Source organism: Parasphingorhabdus sp., assembly GCF_036964565.1.
GTDB lineage: Bacteria > Pseudomonadota > Alphaproteobacteria > Sphingomonadales > Sphingomonadaceae > Parasphingorhabdus.
In genome coordinates this window covers 296,464-313,256 of sequence record NZ_JBALTN010000003.1, presented here as the reverse complement: position 1 = coordinate 313,256, position 16,793 = coordinate 296,464, and the positions used below count along the sequence as shown (strand labels likewise).

Here is a 16,793-nt window from a genome sequence, read left to right as displayed (position 1 = left end):
CTAAGGCTTTACAGAAATGCCGCCGGGCAATAGTCCGGTAGCATGCCCTATACACCGCCCCCCGAACTTGCCTCGCTTTCCATCGCGGAAATCGCCGAACTGGCCGCAGCCCAGAAGCTGCCCCCGGTCGACCAGTGGGACCCGCAGGAAAGCGGCGACAGCGAAATGCGGATCGCGGCGGACGGCAGCTGGTATCATCAGGGCGATCCGATCCGGCGGCCGGCGATGGTGCGGGCCTTTTCCAGCATCCTGCGGCGCGAAGCCGATGACAGCTACGCATTGGTCACCCCCTATCAGAAGCTCAGCATAGAGGTCGAGGACGCGCCCTTTGTCGCGGTGGAACTGGAAAGCGAAGGCAGCGGCGCCGAACGGACGCTGGCCTTCCGGCTCAACACCGATCATCTGGTGGTCGCCGATGCCGAGCACCCGCTGCGCTTTGGCACCGACAGGCCGCAGCCCTATCTGCAGGTGCGGCGCGGCCTCGAGGCGGTGCTGGCCCGGCCGGTCTATTATCAGCTCGCGGAGCTGGCGCTGGAGGAAGGCGCCGATCCCCTCGGCATCTGGTCGGGCGGCACCTTCTTCCCGATGGCGGGCGGCTCATGACGCTGCGCGACCGGCTCGAAAAGGCGCTGGTCAGGGGACATGAAAATGACCTCGACCATCTGCTCTACAACGAGCGCGACCATATCGACGATCTCAAGATCCTGCGCGATGCGGCGGTGCTGATCGCGGTCACCGACCGCCCCGATCCCGGCATCATCTTCGTCCAGCGCCCCAAGCATATGCGCAACCATCCCGGTCAGGTCGCCTTTCCCGGGGGCAAGATCGATCCCGGCGACCGGGACGCGATCGATGCGGCGCTGCGCGAGGCGCACGAGGAAGTCGCGCTGGAGCGCAGCCATGTCGATATCATCGGCATGACCGACAGCTTCCAGTCGGGCAGCGGCTACAATATCCAGCCGGTGCTCAGCGTCATTCCGCCCGACCTGCCCTTCGTCGCCGATCCGACCGAAGTGGAAAGCTGGTTCGAGGCACCGCTCGACTTCCTGCTTGATCCGAAGAACCGGACCACCCACGAAGGGACGTGGAACGGACGCAAGCGCCATTATTACGAAATCTACTGGCAGGAATACCGGATCTGGGGAATCACCGCCGGGATCCTGAACAATCTCGGCAAGAGACTGGGCTGGGAAGCATGAAACTGCCGGCGAGCGACTGGACCGAAAGACGCGGGCTTGCCGCCCTGATCGCCGCGCTGGACGGCAAGGTGCGCTTTGTCGGAGGCGCGGTGCGCGACAGCCTGCTCGGGGTCGCGGTCAAGGATGTAGACATCGCCACGCCGCTACTGCCCGAGGACGTGATGGAGCGGCTCTCTGCGGCGTCGATCAAGGTCATTCCCACCGGCATCGACCATGGCACGGTGACCGCCGTGCTGCCCGACGGACCGGTCGAGATCACCACGCTGCGCCGCGATGTCTCGACCGACGGCCGGCGCGCCACCGTGGCCTTCAGCGATGACTGGCGGGAGGATGCCGCGCGCCGCGATTTCACGATCAACGCGCTGTCGGCCGATCCCGAAACGCGGGAGATCTTCGACTATTTCGGTGGTCTGGCCGATCTTGAGAAGCGCCGCATCCGGTTCATCGGCTCGGCGGCGGAACGGATCGCCGAAGACCATCTGCGGATCATGCGCTATTTCCGCTTTCTCGCCCGTTTCGGACAGCATGAGCTGGACGCCGAGGCCTACCAAGCCTGCGTCGCGGGGGCGCCAAAGCTGGAGCAGCTGTCGCGGGAACGGGTTGCCGACGAACTGCTGAAACTGCTTGCGACCGATGACCCCCGCCTGGCTGTGGGCAAGATGCTGGACGGCAATATTGTCGACCATATCATCCCCGCGACCGATCCGCAGGCAATAGAGATACTGGGCCGCCTGGTCACCCGCGAACAGGCGCATGCGATTGCCCCTGCGGCGATCCGGCGTCTGGTCGCCCTGCTGCCGAAACAGGCGGACCAGGCCGGGACCATTGCCAAGGGACTGAAACTGTCGAGAAAACAGCAGCGGGCGATTCTCGACCGCTTGCCCGAAGGCACCGGGGCCGATGCCATCGCAATGGACATCCGCGCGCTGGCCTACCGGACCGGGATCGGGGCCGCACGCGACAGCGCCCTGCTGTTCGCCGACAATGCGGCGCTGCCCGGCCTGCTGGACCGGCTGAAGGACTGGCAGCCACCCGTCCTGCCACTGACCGGGGGCGACCTGATCGAGCGGGGCCTGAAGCCCGGCCCGATCGTCGCGCGGACCTTGACGAGCATCGAACAGGCGTGGATCGCCGGCGGCTTCCCGGATGAAAAATGGCTGAGAGAATATGTCGACGGTCTTGATTTCAGTGGCGGGACATGAGCAAGGTCGGCCAGAGACAAGACCAGATTTGGCGGGACATGGCGCCCGGCCAGGCAACATGAAGAGAGGCAAGAGATGACAGAGGCTGCGGCAAAAAATGATCCGGTGGAAATGATGGCATCGCCGCGCGGCGACGACCCGACCCATTGCAGCGCCGCGGATTATGACCGGCTCTATCGGGAAAGCCTCGACGACCCGGACGGCTTCTGGGCCCGCCAGGCCGAACGTCTGGACTGGGAGAAGGCCCCCGCCACCATAGCCAACTGGTCTTTCGATCCGGTGGCGATCAAATGGTATGAGGATGGCGTCCTCAACATCTGCCACAACGCCGTCGACCGCCATGTCGCTGCCGGCAAGGGCGATGTCACCGCGCTGATCTTCGAACCCGACGATCCGAAATCGCCCGGCCGCACGATCAGCTATGCCGAGCTGCAGGCCGAGGTCATCACCATGGCCAATTGCCTGAAAAAAATGGGCGTTCGCAAAGGCGACCGCGTCACCATCTACATGCCGATGATCCCGGAAGGCGCCTTCGCCATGCTCGCCTGCGCCCGCATCGGCGCAATCCACAGCGTAGTGTTCGGGGGCTTTTCGCCTGACGCGCTCGCCGGCCGGATCGAGGATTGCGACAGCAAGTTTGTCGTCTGCGCCGATGGCGGCTGGCGCGGCGGCAAGCCGGTCCCGCTCAAGGCCAATGTCGATGCCGCGCTGGAAAAGGTGGCGGTCGATGCCGTGCTGGTGATCAACCACACGGACAGTGAGGTCACCATGACCGAAGGCCGCGACCACTGGTATCACGAGCTGCGGACCGATGTGCCCGACAGCTGCCCCTGCGAACCGATGAACGCCGAGGACCCGCTGTTCATCCTCTACACCTCGGGATCGACCGGCAAGCCCAAGGGCGTGCTCCACACCACCGGCGGCTATGCGGTCTGGGTGGCGACCACCTTCCACTATGTATTCGATTACCAGCCGGGCGAGGTCTTCTGGTGCTCGGCCGACATCGGCTGGGTCACCGGCCACAGCTATATCGTCTACGGACCGCTGATCAACGGCGCCACCGAGATCATGTTCGAGGGCGTCCCCAACCATCCCGACCATGGCCGCTTCTGGGAAGTGGTCGAAAAGCACAAGGTCAATATCTTCTACACCGCACCGACCGCGATCCGCGCCCTGATGCGCGAGGGCGACGGCCCGGTGAAGGCGCACGACCGCTCCTCGATCCGCCTGCTCGGAACGGTCGGCGAGCCGATCAATCCGGAAGCATGGCGCTGGTATTATGATGTTGTCGGCGAAGGAAAATCACCGATCATCGACACCTGGTGGCAGACCGAAACCGGCGGCGTGATGATCACCACTCTGCCCGGCGCACACGGTATGAAACCGGGCAGCGCCGGCAAGCCCTTCTTCGGGGTCCAGCCGCAGCTGGTCGACGGCGACGGCAAGATTCTCGAAGGCGCGACCGATGGCAACCTGTGCCTCACCGCCAGCTGGCCGGGCCAGGCGCGCAGCGTCTACGGCGACCACGAGCGCTTCATCCAGACCTATTTCTCGACCTACAAGGGCAAATATTTCACCGGCGACGGCTGCAAGCGCGACGCCGACGACTATTACTGGATCACCGGCCGGGTCGACGATGTGATCAATGTCTCGGGCCACCGCATGGGCACGGCGGAGGTCGAAAGTGCCCTCGTCTCGCACCCCAAGGTCGCCGAAGCGGCAGTGGTCGGCTACCCGCACGATATCAAGGGCCAGGGCATCTACTGCTATGTTACGCTGAACGCAGGCGAGCCCTCATCCGACGAACTGGTGGCCGAACTGCGCCAGCACGTGCGCAAGGAAATCGGTCCGATTGCCACGCCCGATCATCTCCATCTGACCCCGGCGCTGCCCAAGACCCGCTCGGGCAAGATCATGCGGCGCATCCTGCGCAAGATCGCCGAGAATGACCATGGCGCGCTGGGCGACACGTCGACGCTGGCCGATCCCGGCGTGGTAGATTCCTTGGTCGAGGGCCGGTTAAACAAATAATGTGCTCCGCACTCGATGCGGAGCTCTGGCGGCAAGAATTACTGTTTACAGCGCAGGGCTCCGCATCAAGTGCGGAGCACATCCCGTTTACCTGCGAAGGCAGGTATCCATCTCCCGCGCGTTCCGCTTGACGCATTCGGGAGATGGGCCCCTGCCTGCGCAGGGGCACGCGATTTCAACTAACCATCAAAGCCCACAAACACCGCCGCCTCGTCCACCGGCTTGCGCGTCGACACCACCGCATTGGCCGGGAAACTCTCGTCCGGCCAGCCCAGCGCGATGCTCTTCATGATCACCTGGTCGTCGGCGATCCCGGCATGTTCGCGGACCACCGGCGACTGCATGATGCCCTGGCTGTTGATCACCGTGCCGAGGCCCCGCGACCAGGCCGCGTTGACCAGCGCGGTCGCCACCGCGCCGCAGTCGAACGGCGTGTCGTCGCTGCCGTCAACCGCCCGGTCGTAGGTGATGATCACGCAGACCGGCGCATCGAACTGGCGAAAGCCCCGCATCACCCAGTCCTGCCGCGCTTCCTTGTCGTCGCGCTCGATCCCCATCGCGGAAAACAGCTGCTTCGCCACGCCAATCTGCCGCTCGCGATGCGGCCCGGCAAAGGCCTCACCGGTCCGGAATTCACGCGATTGCGGCACCCCGGCCAGCATCCGCTCGGTGTTGCCGGCGCGGATTTTCTCCAGCGGCTCGCCGGTGATGACGTAGAAATTATAGGGCTGTGTGTTCATCGACGAAGGCGCGCGCATCGCCAGCTCGAGAATTTCCTCGATCAGTTCCCGCGGCACCGGTTCCGGCTTGTAGCCGCGGATGCTGCGGCGACCGAGGACAACTTCATCAAATTTCATGGCAGGCTCCCTGTGAATATTCATCGCTGGCTAGCCGACAAATGCCGCCGTGCAAAGCGCGCTATTCGGGTGCATGCTCGGGATAATCTGCTAAGCCTTGCTGCATGAAAGACCATTTCGAACGCCACAAGCAGCCCTGGACCACCGAAGAGGTGCAGAAGCTGCACGCCTTTGCCAAGAAGGACATGACCCTCAAAGCGATTGCCAAGGCGCTGACCCGCAGCGAGGAATCGATCAGGACCCGCGCCAAACAGGACAAGCTGAAAATCGCCAAGAAGCGCTGAGGGAGCAACGGGGAAGGCAAAGCCCGGATCAGGCGCGCGGCACCCGGATCTTGTCGACCAGCCAGCCGATTTCCTTCGGCGGCGCGCTGGTAAACCGGGCCACCGCAATCGCCACCGCAAAATTCAGCAGCATCCCGATCACGCCAATGCCCTCCGGCGAGATTCCGAACAGCCAGTTGGCCGCGACATTGCTGTCCGGTGACCAGAGCTTGAACCAGCCGATATAGAGGAAGGTGAAGCTGAGACCCGTCACCATGCCGGCAATCGCGCCCTCGCGGTTCATCCGCTTGGAGAAAATGCCCATGAAGATCGCCGGGAACAGCGAGGCGGCGGCCAGACCGAAGGCAAAGGCGACCACCTGCGCGACCCAGCCGGGCGGATAGATGCCGAGATAGCCGGCCACGACGATCGCGGCGGTGGCGGCCAGCCGGGCAGCCAGCAACTCTCCCTTCTCGGTGATCTGCGGCCGGAAGGTGCTCTTCAGCAGATCGTGGCTGATCGACGAGCTGATCACCAGCAGCAGCCCAGCCGCCGTCGACAAGGCCGCCGCCAGTCCGCCGGCCGCGACCAGCGCGATCACCCAGCCGGGCAGATTGGCAATCTCCGGATTGGCCAGCACCATGATATCGCGGTCGACATAGACTTCATTGGAATTGTCGTCCGTCGCCGCATTGGCAACCACGCGCTCGCCGCTGGTGCCGGTGCGTCCGGCAAATTCCGGCGCGCCCTCAAAGGCGTCGCCCTTGCCGAGCTGCATCTTGCCGTCGCCATTCTTGTCGCGCCAGGCGATCAGGTCGTTGCTTTCCCAGTTCCTGAACCAGGCCGGTGCCTCGGCATAGTCGGTGTCCTGCACGCTATCGATAAAATTGAGCCGCGCGAACGCGCCCACGGCCGGTGCCGTCGTGTAGAGCAGGGCGATGAACACCAGCGCCCAGCCCGCCGACTTGCGGGCATCCGATGCCTTCGGTACGGTGAAGAAACGCACGATTACATGCGGCAGGCCCGCCGTGCCGACCATCAGCGCCAGGGTGATGCAGAAAACATCGATCATCGACTTCTCGCCGCTGGTATAGGCGGCAAAGCCCATGTCCTGCAGCACCAGGTCGAGCTTCTGCAGCACATACAGCCCGGACCCGTCGTTGACCGTCGACCCGAGCCCCAGCTGCGGCACCGGATTGCCGGTGACCAGAAAGCTGATGAAGAAAGCCGGCACCATATAGGCGAAGATCAGCACGCAATATTGCGCGACCTGGGTATAGGTGACACCCTTCATCCCGCCGAGCACGGCATAGACGAAGACGATCCCCATGCCGATGATCACCCCAAGATTGATCGGCACCTCGAGAAAGCGCGAGAAGACGATGCCGACGCCGCGCATCTGCCCGGCAATATAGGTGAAACTGATGAAGATCAGGCAGATCACCGCGACCACCCGGGCGGCCTTCGAATAATAGCGCGTGCCGATGAAGTCCGGCACCGTGAACTGGCCGAACTTGCGCAGATAGGGGGCCAGCAGCAGCGCCAGCAGAACATAGCCGCCGGTCCAGCCCATCAGATAGACCGAGCCGTCATAGCCGGCAAAGGCGATGATCCCGGCCATCGAGATAAAGCTCGCCGCCGACATCCAGTCGGCCGCGGTTGCCATGCCGTTGACCACCGGGTTTACGCCGCCGCCGGCAACGTAGAATTCCTTGGTCGTCCCGGCGCGGGAGGCAATGGCGATGCCGATGTAGAGCGCGAAGGACAGGCCGACGAACAGATAGATGAGGGTCTGGGTTGCCATCAGCCGCGCTCAGTCGTCGAGATCATGCTGGCGCTCGATCCGCTTCATCCGGATGCTGTAAAAGACGATCAGCAGGATGAAGACATAGATCGACCCCTGCTGCGCAAACCAGAAACCGAGCGGATAGCCGCCGATGGCAAATTGATCGAGAAAATCGCGGAACAGGATGCCCGCGCTAAAGGAGACGAGAAACCAGATCGTCATCAGCACACAGAGCAGGCGGATATTCTGCGACCAGTAGGCCGTTTCGTTGGCGCTGGTTGCCTCCTGCTGGTCGCGCTGGTCTGCGTCGCTTTCGGTCATCCTGGTCTCCACCCTCTCGGTCTTTTTGGCAGGCTAGGGGGTGGAGCGTGATAGAGCAATCGCGTTTTGATAGCCGCGAATGGTCTGGGTAAGAGATCAGGCGAACTAGGCCGCCTTGTGCGCCTTGCTCGCGCGATCAATCTCGCCGAGCTGGCAGAGTTCTTCAATGGCGAGGTCGACATGAATGGCGGCGATGCTTGCGTTGATCGCGTCGAGTTGCGACAAAATCTGCTCGAGTTCGTCAACCCATTCCCGCAAATTCTCGTTGCCACCACTCATAATATCGCAATATTCTTCCTGCTATATGTCGAGCATACAAAATTGCCGTACGCCAATTGAGACTTTTTCTTCGCAGAGTCAATGGCTTCGCGACCAGCTGACAGCAGAGCGATCTATTCAGGCAATCTTTTAGTCAAACTTGCCCGTTTTCGGGAAACCCGTGGGTGGCAGACGCCCCGCCGCGCCGCGCGCAACCCGCCACATGGTCAGGTCATTCTCGGTGCGGGTGCGCCCCGTATCCCCGCCCATGGCCCAGCTCAGGCCTTCTTCCAGCCTGAACACGGTCGCATCGCTGAGTCCGCCATCCTTGTAGCGCTGCAGCATCACGCCCTGGCCCCTTGCCATTTCCGGCATTTCCGCCAGCGAGAATACCACCAGCTTGCGGTTGTCGCCGATCGCCGCGACATGGTCGGCGCCCTCGGGTATCGAACGGACGACGAGCAGCTTCGCATCGCCTTTCAGATTGGCGACCTGCCGCCCCTTCTTCGTCTCCGCCACGACATCGGCGATATTGCAGACAAAGCCCCGTCCCCAGCTGGAGGCGATCAGCAGCTTCGCCTTCATGTCGGCAACCATCAGCGCGATCGGCTCTGCGCCAGGCTCGAGGTCGACCATCGAACCGACCGGCTCGCCAAAGCCGCGGGCACCGGGCAGCTTGTCCGCCCCGATCGTGTAGAAGCGGCCATTGTCGCAGGCCATCAGCAGCTTGTCGGTGGTCTGCGCGTGGAAGGCATAGCGCGGGCCGTCGCCTTCCTTGAACTTGAAGCTGTCGGGCTGCGACAGGTCGGCATGGCTCTTCATCGCCTTGATCCAGCCGCGCTTGGACATGATGACGGTGACCGGCTCCTTCTCGATAAAGGCCTCCAGCGAAATTTCCCGCGCCGGGGCCGCCTCGACCAGCATCGTGCGTCTTTTGCCCAGATCCGTGTCCTCGGCATAGAGCTTGCGCAGGTCGGCAAGGTCCTTCTTCAGCCGTGTCTTCTGCCGCGCCGGGCTCTCGATCAGCTTTTCCAGACCATCCCGCTCCTCGAGCAGCTTGTCCCGCTCGTTGCGCAATTCCATCTCTTCCAGCTTGCGCAAGCTGCGCAGCCGCATGTTGAGGATCGCTTCCGCCTGCCGGTCGGTCAGCTGGAACTCGTCCATCAGCATCGGCTTCGGTTCGTCATGGTTGCGGATGATCTCGATCACGCGGTCGAGATTGAGATAGGCAATGATATAGCCTTCGAGCAGTTCCAGCCGCGCGGCGATCTTGTCGAGCCGGTGCTGCGACCGGCGGACCAGCACCTCGATCTGGTGGGTGATCCAGTGCTGCAACACCTCCTTGATGCCCATCACCTTGGGCACCCGGTCCTTGTCGAGCACGTTCATGTTGAGCGAGAAGCGGTTTTCCAGATCGGACATCCGGAACAAGGCGTTCATCAGGTCCTCGGGATCGACCGCCCGGCTCTTCGGCTCCAGCACGATCCGCACCTGCTCGTCCGATTCGTCGCGGATATCGGCAAGGATCGGCAGCTTCTTGTCGGCAATGATCTGGGCAATCTGCTCGATCAGCTTGCCCTTCTGCACCTGATAGGGAATCTCGGTGACGACAATCTGCCAGGCACCGCGCCCTTCGGCGTCTTCCTTCTCCCACTTGCAGCGCACCCGCATCGCGCCGCGGCCGCTTTCATAGGCGGCATCGATGACCGATTTCGGATCGACCAGCGTGCCACCGGTGGCGAGATCCGGCCCCCGGATGATGGCCATGAGCTCGGCATGTTCCGCCTTCGGCGAATCGATCAGCAGCGTTGCGGCGTCGATAATCTCGTGGACATTGTGCGACGGGATGCTGGTCGCCATCCCGACGGCGATGCCGCTGGCGCCATTGGCCAGCAGGTTCGGGAACAGGCCGGGCATCACCTCGGGCTCTTCGTCCTCGCCGTTGTAGGTCGGCTTGAAATCGACCGTGCCCTCGTCCAGACCGTGCATAAGCTCGATCGCGGTGCGCGTCAGCCGGGCTTCCGTATACCGATAGGCAGCTGCATTATCGCCGTCGATATTGCCGAAATTGCCCTGCCCGTCGACCAAAGGATAGCGAAGCGAGAAGGTCTGGGCGAGCCGGACCATCGCGTCATAGACGGACTGGTCGCCGTGCGGATGATATTTGCCGATCACGTCGCCGACCACCCGGGCGCATTTCTTGTACCCCTGCGACGGCTCCAGCTTGAGCAGCCGCATCGCCCACAGCAGGCGGCGGTGCACCGGCTTCAAACCGTCGCGCAGATCGGGCAGCGACCGCGCGGTGATCGTCGACATCGCGTAGATCAGATAGCGTTCGGACAGCGCCGCATCAAAGGGCGCTTCGACAATCGCGTCAAATTCATCTTCGGGAGCCGCTTCGGGCGCATCGGTGACATCACTCATGGCAGTGGCGATAGCAGGGTGGATTCACCGTTGGTAGGGGGAAAGTGGATTGGCAACGAAGAGATACCGTTCCCCGGCGCAGGCCGGGGCCCATCTTGTGATGGATGGTTCAGACGGGCGGGTAATTGGGCGCGTAAACGCGAGGGCGCGCGCGGAATGCCCATCGTGCCATGACGAAGGTTCACGAGATGGACCCCGGCCTTCGCCGGGGCACCGCCATACTCAACCCACCGCCCGCTCGCTCCGATAATAGAGAAACGCAAACCACAGCGCCACCGCGCCGAGCAGGTGCCAGATCGCATGGCCCTGCCACAGGCTTTCCGGACTGCACAGCAGTCCGCGCTGGTCGAGATTCCAGATGGTAAAGGCGACTATATTGGCGATCAGGCCCGCGACATAATAGCCGGTCCGCACCTGCGGACGGAGCGGCCTCGCAAAGACCAGTTCCAGGATGATCGCGATGATCAGCACCACCGCAAACAGCCACCGGCGGACTTCCGGCATTGCATAAAGGACCACGACCAGCACCGTACAGAGCAGCGCATAACCGATCATCGCCCGCCGGTCCGGAATATCCCGCCATTTCGCCACCGCGCTGACCAGAAAAAATCCGCTGACCAGATACATGCCAAGCACATCGAAAAACTGGCCCCACAAAGTCAGCGTGGCGTGCAGCAGTAGCGATCCGACCCCGACGATGATCGCCGCCAGTCCCAGAACGCTGGCGGCCAGCGGCGGAAAGGCCGATATCCCGTCGCGCGCCCGCGCCAATAGGATCATCAGCAACCCGGCAAGGACATAGCCGAAGGAGGAAATGCTGTTCGCCGGCTGCAGCAGCAGCGCCCCCGTCCTCGGCATCTCGCAAAAGCAACGGGTTTCAGTGCAGCTGGCCGGCGCGAAACGCGCCCATTCGGGGCCAATCAAATTCAGCACGGCAATCGTGATCGCGGCAATCACAGCAGTCAGCGCTGTCGCCACGACCAGCCGGTTGCCCGTGACCGTCATTGCGCCAGCCATTCCGCCGGCAGATCGAGCCCCTCCCGCTCATTGTCCCAGATAATGCTCATGATCCACCACCGGCCATTGGCCTGCCCATCCTCGCCCCGGCCATCATTCCACAGATGCACCATGTTCACGCCGCGGAATTGGATCTCCGGATGGTCCGGCGTTTCCCGCGCTTCATAGCTGCTGAAGACATGGGCAATCTGACCGAACACATCGGTCTTGCGGCCGATCTCGATCTCGTGGAAGCTCCGTCCCTCCAGCAACGGGATTGTCGCCTCGACAAATTCGTCGAAGCTGAAGGTGAAGGCGACCGGCAGGCCATCGACGATGCGTGTCCGGGTGATCAGCGCGCGCGGATGATAAATCTCGCGATCCCGCTCCCAGTCCTGTCCGCCCGGCGGTCCGGAAATATACTCATATACCGCATTCATCACTTCATCGATGGTTTGATATTGTGCCATCACGATCCCTTCCCTCCCCCTGCTTCGGGTCGTCACCATGAAACGGGATTGTTTGCGCCGCAAGCCGCTTTGGCATATAGCAAGGTTCGGTTGCCCCGATCCGTTCAATCCTCGATGATTCGAACTGTCGGGGCATGATTTTTTGTCGCTCTCTTTGCGAAGTGGAAACAGATAATGTCCCGTCGTCGCCAAATCTACGAAGGCAAGGCCAAGATTCTTTACGAGGGTCCCGAGCCCGGCACGATCATTCAATATTTCAAGGATGACGCCACCGCCTTCAACGCCGAGAAAAAGGGAACGATCAACGGCAAGGGCGTGATCAACAACCGGATCAGCGAGCATATCTTCACGCTGCTCGGCCATATCGGCATCCCGAGCCATTTCATCCGCCGCCTCAACATGCGCGAGCAACTGGTCAAGCAGGTCGAGATCGTGCCGATCGAGGTGATCGTGCGCAACGTCGCCGCCGGCTCGCTGTCCAAGCGTCTCGGCATCGAGGAAGGCACGCCGCTGCCGCACACCCTGCTCGAATATTGCTACAAGGATGATGCCCTGGGCGATCCGCTGGTCGCCGAAGAGCATATCGCCTGCTTCGGCTGGGCCAGCCAGGAGGAAATGCAGGACATTTCCGCCATGGCGATCCGGATCAACGACTTTATGGCCGGCATGTTCGCTGGCATCGGCATCAAGCTGGTCGATTTCAAGCTCGAGTTCGGCCGCGTGTTCGAAGGCGATTTTTCGCGGATCATCCTCGCCGACGAGATCAGCCCCGACGGTTGCCGGCTCTGGGACATCGAGACCAACGAAAAGCTCGACAAGGACCGGTTCCGCCGCGACCTGGGCGGAGAAGCCGAGGCCTATCAGGAAGTGGCCCGACGCCTCGGCCTGTTCCCCGAGGGCGACAGCGAAGTGCTCGATCTCAATAGTGAACGAAAGAAGCGCGGAAAGTAACCAAAGGCCTTCGGCTGTTCGTTACCCGGCCCCCCGCATGACGTAGCGGGGGCCGGTGAAAAGCCGCGATGGTTTACGCGAAATTAACCAAGCCGATGGTAGCACGGCCCCATGTGGAATCCATGTGAGGAATTTTTCCGATGCGCCTTTTGATCTTGCTTGCCAGTACAACCATGCTCGCCGCGTGCGGCGGCGCCGGTCCACAGTCCGTTGGCAGCAGCGCTCCTCCAACCGGCGGCGGTACGGGTGGTGGCACGGGCGGTGGGACAACCCACACTTTCGTCAATCCGACCGACCCGAAAACATATAAGGCTGTTGGTAGCTCTCACAGCTATAATTATACTGTGGAAGCGGCAGGCAATGCAGGTGCAGGCCAGACCGGCCAGCTCTATCAGGGCGACGCCACGACCGTTCGCAACAGCAATCTCACCATCGCCTATAATCCGCGTGATGCCATTTTTGACGTCAGCTTCAACAATGGGCTCGCCGGAACATCTACGGTCAGCCGTTTCCAGGATCCGCTGCATCGCACCGATTTTGGCGGACTCGTCGAACCACAGGACGGAACGCCCAATCTGGGGTCGACCCAATTCGGCATTCAGGGCATGAATTATCTAGAATCCGGCTCGTCAAACAATATTACGGCTGCAGTCCCGGGTGAATTTGCCTTTGGTCTGATCGATACCGGCCAGGGCGGCAGCTACGACGCGACCACCTTCTTCTACCAAACGCCGGGAACCGAAACCAAATATGTGACCTTCGCCGGGTACCTCCGCAACAATGCCACAGTGAGCAATGCGAGCATCGACAATCCGGACGGATCGACCAGCGAGTTCATTAGGCAGACTAATAAGCTTGAGCGCGGCGCATTCGCTTATGGCGAAATCACGGCCAACGACAAGGTGCCCACCACAGGTTCCGGATCATTTGAAGGCACCATGCTCGCCTCGATGGTGTTCAACGACCAGCCCGATACGCTGGGTAATTTCGACACCTATTTCCAGTGGATCGCGGGTCGCGCCACCACCAATGTCGACTTTGGCGCGAATACCTTTTCGCTCTCGCTTGACGGGCGGGTCGGCGCCCCGTTTCTCGACGGGACCAGCGGTCAGCACAGCATAATGCAGAACGCCCAGTTCCGCGCCAACGGAGGTGGCAGCATAAACCTCGTCACAGCCGGCGGATTCTTTGGTCAGTTCAACGAAGCCTGGTTTGTGAATCCGGGCGGCAACCGCCTCGACATGGTCATCGCTGGCTCCAGCATCGACGGGGCATTCTACGGCCCCAATGCTGCCGAGGTAGGGGGCGGTTACCGTATTGTCGGTGGCACACCGGATGAACGGATCGATATTCTGGGGACTTTTGTCGGCATTGAACGCTAGAGACGGGCTGTGTCCGGTCGTTATGTTCTGGCCAAAGCCACCGCTGCGTCCATCCTCGTTGCAGCTATGTCGAGCGCCGCGTCGGCAGAAACAGCATTGGCTGTGGATTCCGATGCAATCGCCGAGGAAGCTGATGTCGCTCCCCCATCCTGCGATGCGGCAGGCCAATGCCATCTCCGGGTAACCCCGACCCAGCTTCTGGCAAAAGCCGAAGCGCTGGTGCACGCCAAGCAATATCAGGCCGCCCTCCCGCTGGTCGAGGCGCTCGGGCAGGTTCCCGAACTGCGAATGCAGCAAAGGTTCCTGGCCGGATATATTGCGATAGAAACCGGTGACGTCAAAGGCGCGATAAAGCAGTTCCGGTCGATTCTGGATCAGAACCCCGGGCAGACCCGGGTCCGGCTGGAACTCGCCAGGGCCTATCTGCTGACCGGCAAGGAAGCCAGCGCCGACTATCATTTTCGCCTGGCCCAGAATGACGAGAATTTGCCGGACGAGATTGCCCAGACGATCCGCAACACCCGCAGCATCCTGCGCGATCAAAGGATCTGGCGATTCAGCTTCGATTTCGGCTTTGCCCCCGATACCAATTTCAACGGTGCCACCAACGCGGAAACCATCGACATCAACTTCGGACCGATCAAGCTGCCACTGCAGCTGGACGACAATGCACGGGAACGTTCCGGCATCGGCCAGACCGCCGGATTCTCGGGCGGCGTGCGGGTCAAAGCGGACGACCGGCTGGCGTTTCTCCTTGATGCCGACAGCAAGATCGTCAACTACAAGGGCAAGGAAGCCGACGATATGGTGGTGCAGATTGCCGCTGGCCCCGAACTGCGGATCGCGCGCTACTCCAGTATCTCGCTGCAGGCAGTGGGCTTGCAGCGCTGGTATGGCGGCCGTCTCGCTACCCGCGAATATGGCGGACGTCTCGGATATCAGCAGGCGCTCAGCGAAGGACAGAGAGTCGGTTTGGAACTGGACGCACGGCGAACCGAGTCGCAGATCAGCGACGCCTACAGCGGCTGGCAACTGGGCGCCAATGCCACCTATGAACAGCTGATCGGGAACTCGATGATCGCTTCTGCCAGTCTTTTTGTCCGGCGCGACCTGCTCAATGCCGAGGGCTTTTCCAGCTTCAACTATGGTGCCAATCTCGGGATCGGCGGGGAATTGCCGCTGGGACTGAATGCCGGTGTTTCCGCCAGCATCAGCCGCTCCGAATTTGATGCCCCATTGCTGCTCTATTCGACAGAGAATCGCCACGACTGGCGCGGCTTTGCCCGCGCCTATATCGGCAGCCGGAAACTCAAGTTTCTCGGATTTTCACCGTCGATCGACTATAATTACTCGCGCGTCGACAGCAATTACGACCTGTATCAGATGAGCCGCCACCGCGTGAACTTCAAATTCGCCCGCTATTTCTAGAGCCTTGGCGCGGTCCGGCCCGCTGGACCCGGCCAATTTTCCTACTTGCTCTTGCCCCGGAAAATCTTGTCGCTATAGCAAGGCGATATTGGCGGCAGAACAATGCGAGGGCGCAGTATGAAGGTCAGAATATTCGTAACGCTGAAAGACGGCGTCCTGGATCCTCAGGGCAAGGCCATCCATCATGCGCTGGAAAGTCTGGACTTCTCCGGCGTCATCGACGTTCGCGCCGGCAAGCTCATTGAACTGGATGTCGACAACTCGGTGAGCCGGGAGCAGATTGAGAAAATGTGCGACAAGCTGCTCGCCAATACCGTGATCGAGAATTACGAAATCGAACTGCCGGTTGCCGCGGCGGAATCGGCCTCCTGATGCAATCCGCAGTCATCGTCTTTCCCGGATCGAATTGCGACCGCGACATGGCAGTCGCGCTGGAAGCGGTTTCGGGGCAAAAGCCCCATATGGTCTGGCACGGCGACAGCGCGCTGCCAGCGGGACTCGACCTCATCGCCATTCCGGGGGGATTCTCCTATGGTGATTATCTGCGCTCCGGCGCCATGGCCTCGCGCTCGAATATTATCGGCGCGGTCGTCGCGGCGGCCAACAGCGGGGTAAAGATCCTTGGCGTGTGCAACGGATTTCAGATCCTGACGGAAACCGGACTGTTGCCCGGCGCGCTGATGCGCAACAGCAGGATCAATTTTGTCTGCCGGGATGTCGCTCTCGAGGTCGCCAATACGGACACGCTGTTCACGTCGCGCTACGCGGCCAACCAGCCAATTTCTGTTCCCGTGGCCCATCATGACGGCAATTTCTTTGCCGACAATGAGACGCTCGACCGGCTCGAGAATGAGGGACAGGTTGTGTTCCGCTACCAAGACGACATCAACGGCTCGGCCCGCAATATCGCCGGGATCGTCAACCAGGCCGGCAATGTCCTCGGCATGATGCCCCACCCCGAGCGGGCGATAGACAGCAAACATGGCGGAACCGATGGCCGGAGCTTGTTCGAAAGCCTGCTGGGCTAGCACGCTCCACCCGAACCCTTTTCTCTTCACCATAGCGAGACAAATCAACCGGCGACGACCTGACGAGGGCGCCGGGACAATCATCGCGCCCGCTCGCTATCGGAGCCGGGTTCCATAGGAGCGTGCTGACGATCGTCGAGCCCGCGAACGCCGACGAACAGGACTGCGGCCCTCAGATACCATCAAGACTGCAGCAC

General features: G+C 61.7%; 17 protein-coding genes. 10 read left to right on the top strand and 7 right to left on the bottom strand.

The window, feature by feature from the left end:
* The first annotated feature begins 42 nt into the window (after nucleotides 1-42).
* The 4 genes from V7650_RS05570 to acs all read left to right on the top strand — a co-directional run bounded on the left by V7650_RS05570 (nucleotide 43) and on the right by acs (nucleotide 4,432).
* Nucleotides 43-603, top strand: coding sequence for a DUF1285 domain-containing protein (locus tag V7650_RS05570; protein WP_335655250.1), 561 nt, complete (start codon nucleotides 43-45; stop codon nucleotides 601-603).
* Complete coding sequence (locus V7650_RS05565; protein WP_335655249.1) at nucleotides 600-1,199, top strand: CoA pyrophosphatase; 600 nt, start codon at nucleotides 600-602, stop codon at nucleotides 1,197-1,199. The genes V7650_RS05570 and V7650_RS05565 overlap by 4 nt, the downstream gene beginning before the upstream one ends.
* Nucleotides 1,196-2,401, top strand: coding sequence for a CCA tRNA nucleotidyltransferase (locus V7650_RS05560; protein WP_335655248.1), 1,206 nt, complete (start codon nucleotides 1,196-1,198; stop codon nucleotides 2,399-2,401). Before V7650_RS05565 ends, V7650_RS05560 begins: the two co-directional genes overlap by 4 nt.
* A gap of 114 nt (nucleotides 2,402-2,515) precedes the next feature.
* Nucleotides 2,516-4,432, top strand: a complete 1,917-nt coding sequence (gene acs, locus V7650_RS05555) for an acetate--CoA ligase (RefSeq protein WP_442955265.1) — start codon at nucleotides 2,516-2,518, stop codon at nucleotides 4,430-4,432.
* A 179-nt stretch (nucleotides 4,433-4,611) separates the two neighbouring features.
* On the opposite strand, the gene V7650_RS05550 is transcribed toward acs, so the two are convergent.
* Nucleotides 4,612-5,289 carry a nitroreductase gene (locus V7650_RS05550; RefSeq protein WP_335655247.1) on the bottom strand — a complete coding sequence of 226 codons (678 nt, stop codon included), beginning with the start codon at nucleotides 5,287-5,289 and terminating at the stop codon, nucleotides 4,612-4,614.
* 104 nt (nucleotides 5,290-5,393) lie between these two features.
* Between V7650_RS05550 and V7650_RS05545 the strand changes: the two genes are divergently transcribed.
* A complete protein-coding gene (locus V7650_RS05545) occupies nucleotides 5,394-5,573 on the top strand; it encodes a hypothetical protein (RefSeq protein ID WP_335655246.1) in 180 nt (59 codons plus the stop codon).
* Between the two features lie 28 nt (nucleotides 5,574-5,601).
* Here V7650_RS05545 and V7650_RS05540 read toward each other — a convergent pair whose 3' ends face one another.
* From V7650_RS05540 to V7650_RS05515, 6 genes are all read right to left on the bottom strand, one after another.
* The gene (locus tag V7650_RS05540) at nucleotides 5,602-7,356 is read right to left on the bottom strand and encodes a sodium:solute symporter family protein (RefSeq protein WP_335655245.1); all 1,755 of its coding nucleotides are present in this window, start codon (nucleotides 7,354-7,356) and stop codon (nucleotides 5,602-5,604) included.
* A 9-nt stretch (nucleotides 7,357-7,365) separates the two neighbouring features.
* A complete protein-coding gene (locus tag V7650_RS05535; RefSeq protein ID WP_335655244.1) occupies nucleotides 7,366-7,659 on the bottom strand; it encodes a DUF4212 domain-containing protein in 294 nt (97 codons plus the stop codon).
* 105 nt (nucleotides 7,660-7,764) lie between these two features.
* On the bottom strand, nucleotides 7,765-7,938 hold the full coding sequence (locus tag V7650_RS05530) for a hypothetical protein (RefSeq protein ID WP_335655243.1): 174 nt from the start codon (nucleotides 7,936-7,938) through the stop codon (nucleotides 7,765-7,767).
* Between the two features lie 129 nt (nucleotides 7,939-8,067).
* Nucleotides 8,068-10,341, bottom strand: coding sequence for a DNA topoisomerase IV subunit A (gene parC / locus V7650_RS05525; RefSeq protein ID WP_335655242.1), 2,274 nt, complete (start codon nucleotides 10,339-10,341; stop codon nucleotides 8,068-8,070).
* A gap of 222 nt (nucleotides 10,342-10,563) precedes the next feature.
* Nucleotides 10,564-11,346, bottom strand: a complete 783-nt coding sequence (locus V7650_RS05520; protein WP_335655241.1) for a ceramidase domain-containing protein — start codon at nucleotides 11,344-11,346, stop codon at nucleotides 10,564-10,566.
* Nucleotides 11,343-11,807, bottom strand: a complete 465-nt coding sequence (locus tag V7650_RS05515; protein ID WP_335655240.1) for a hypothetical protein — start codon at nucleotides 11,805-11,807, stop codon at nucleotides 11,343-11,345. The genes V7650_RS05520 and V7650_RS05515 overlap by 4 nt, the downstream gene beginning before the upstream one ends.
* 174 nt (nucleotides 11,808-11,981) lie before the next feature.
* On the opposite strand from V7650_RS05515, the gene purC reads away from it, so the two are divergent.
* The 5 genes from purC (at nucleotide 11,982) to purQ (ending at nucleotide 16,596) form a co-directional block, all read left to right on the top strand.
* Nucleotides 11,982-12,758 (top strand): phosphoribosylaminoimidazolesuccinocarboxamide synthase, encoded by a 777-nt coding sequence (purC, locus tag V7650_RS05510; RefSeq protein WP_335655239.1) that lies wholly within the window; start codon nucleotides 11,982-11,984, stop codon nucleotides 12,756-12,758.
* A 140-nt stretch (nucleotides 12,759-12,898) separates the two neighbouring features.
* Nucleotides 12,899-14,140, top strand: coding sequence for a hypothetical protein (locus V7650_RS05505; RefSeq protein ID WP_335655238.1), 1,242 nt, complete (start codon nucleotides 12,899-12,901; stop codon nucleotides 14,138-14,140).
* A gap of 9 nt (nucleotides 14,141-14,149) precedes the next feature.
* Nucleotides 14,150-15,568 (top strand): surface lipoprotein assembly modifier, encoded by a 1,419-nt coding sequence (locus V7650_RS05500; RefSeq protein ID WP_335655237.1) that lies wholly within the window; start codon nucleotides 14,150-14,152, stop codon nucleotides 15,566-15,568.
* 117 nt (nucleotides 15,569-15,685) lie between these two features.
* Complete coding sequence (purS, locus tag V7650_RS05495; protein WP_335655236.1) at nucleotides 15,686-15,940, top strand: phosphoribosylformylglycinamidine synthase subunit PurS; 255 nt, start codon at nucleotides 15,686-15,688, stop codon at nucleotides 15,938-15,940.
* Entirely contained in the window at nucleotides 15,940-16,596 is a 657-nt protein-coding gene (purQ, locus tag V7650_RS05490; RefSeq protein ID WP_335655235.1) for a phosphoribosylformylglycinamidine synthase subunit PurQ, read from the top strand. Before purS ends, purQ begins: the two co-directional genes overlap by 1 nt.
* Nucleotides 16,597-16,793: the final 197 nt, after the last annotated feature.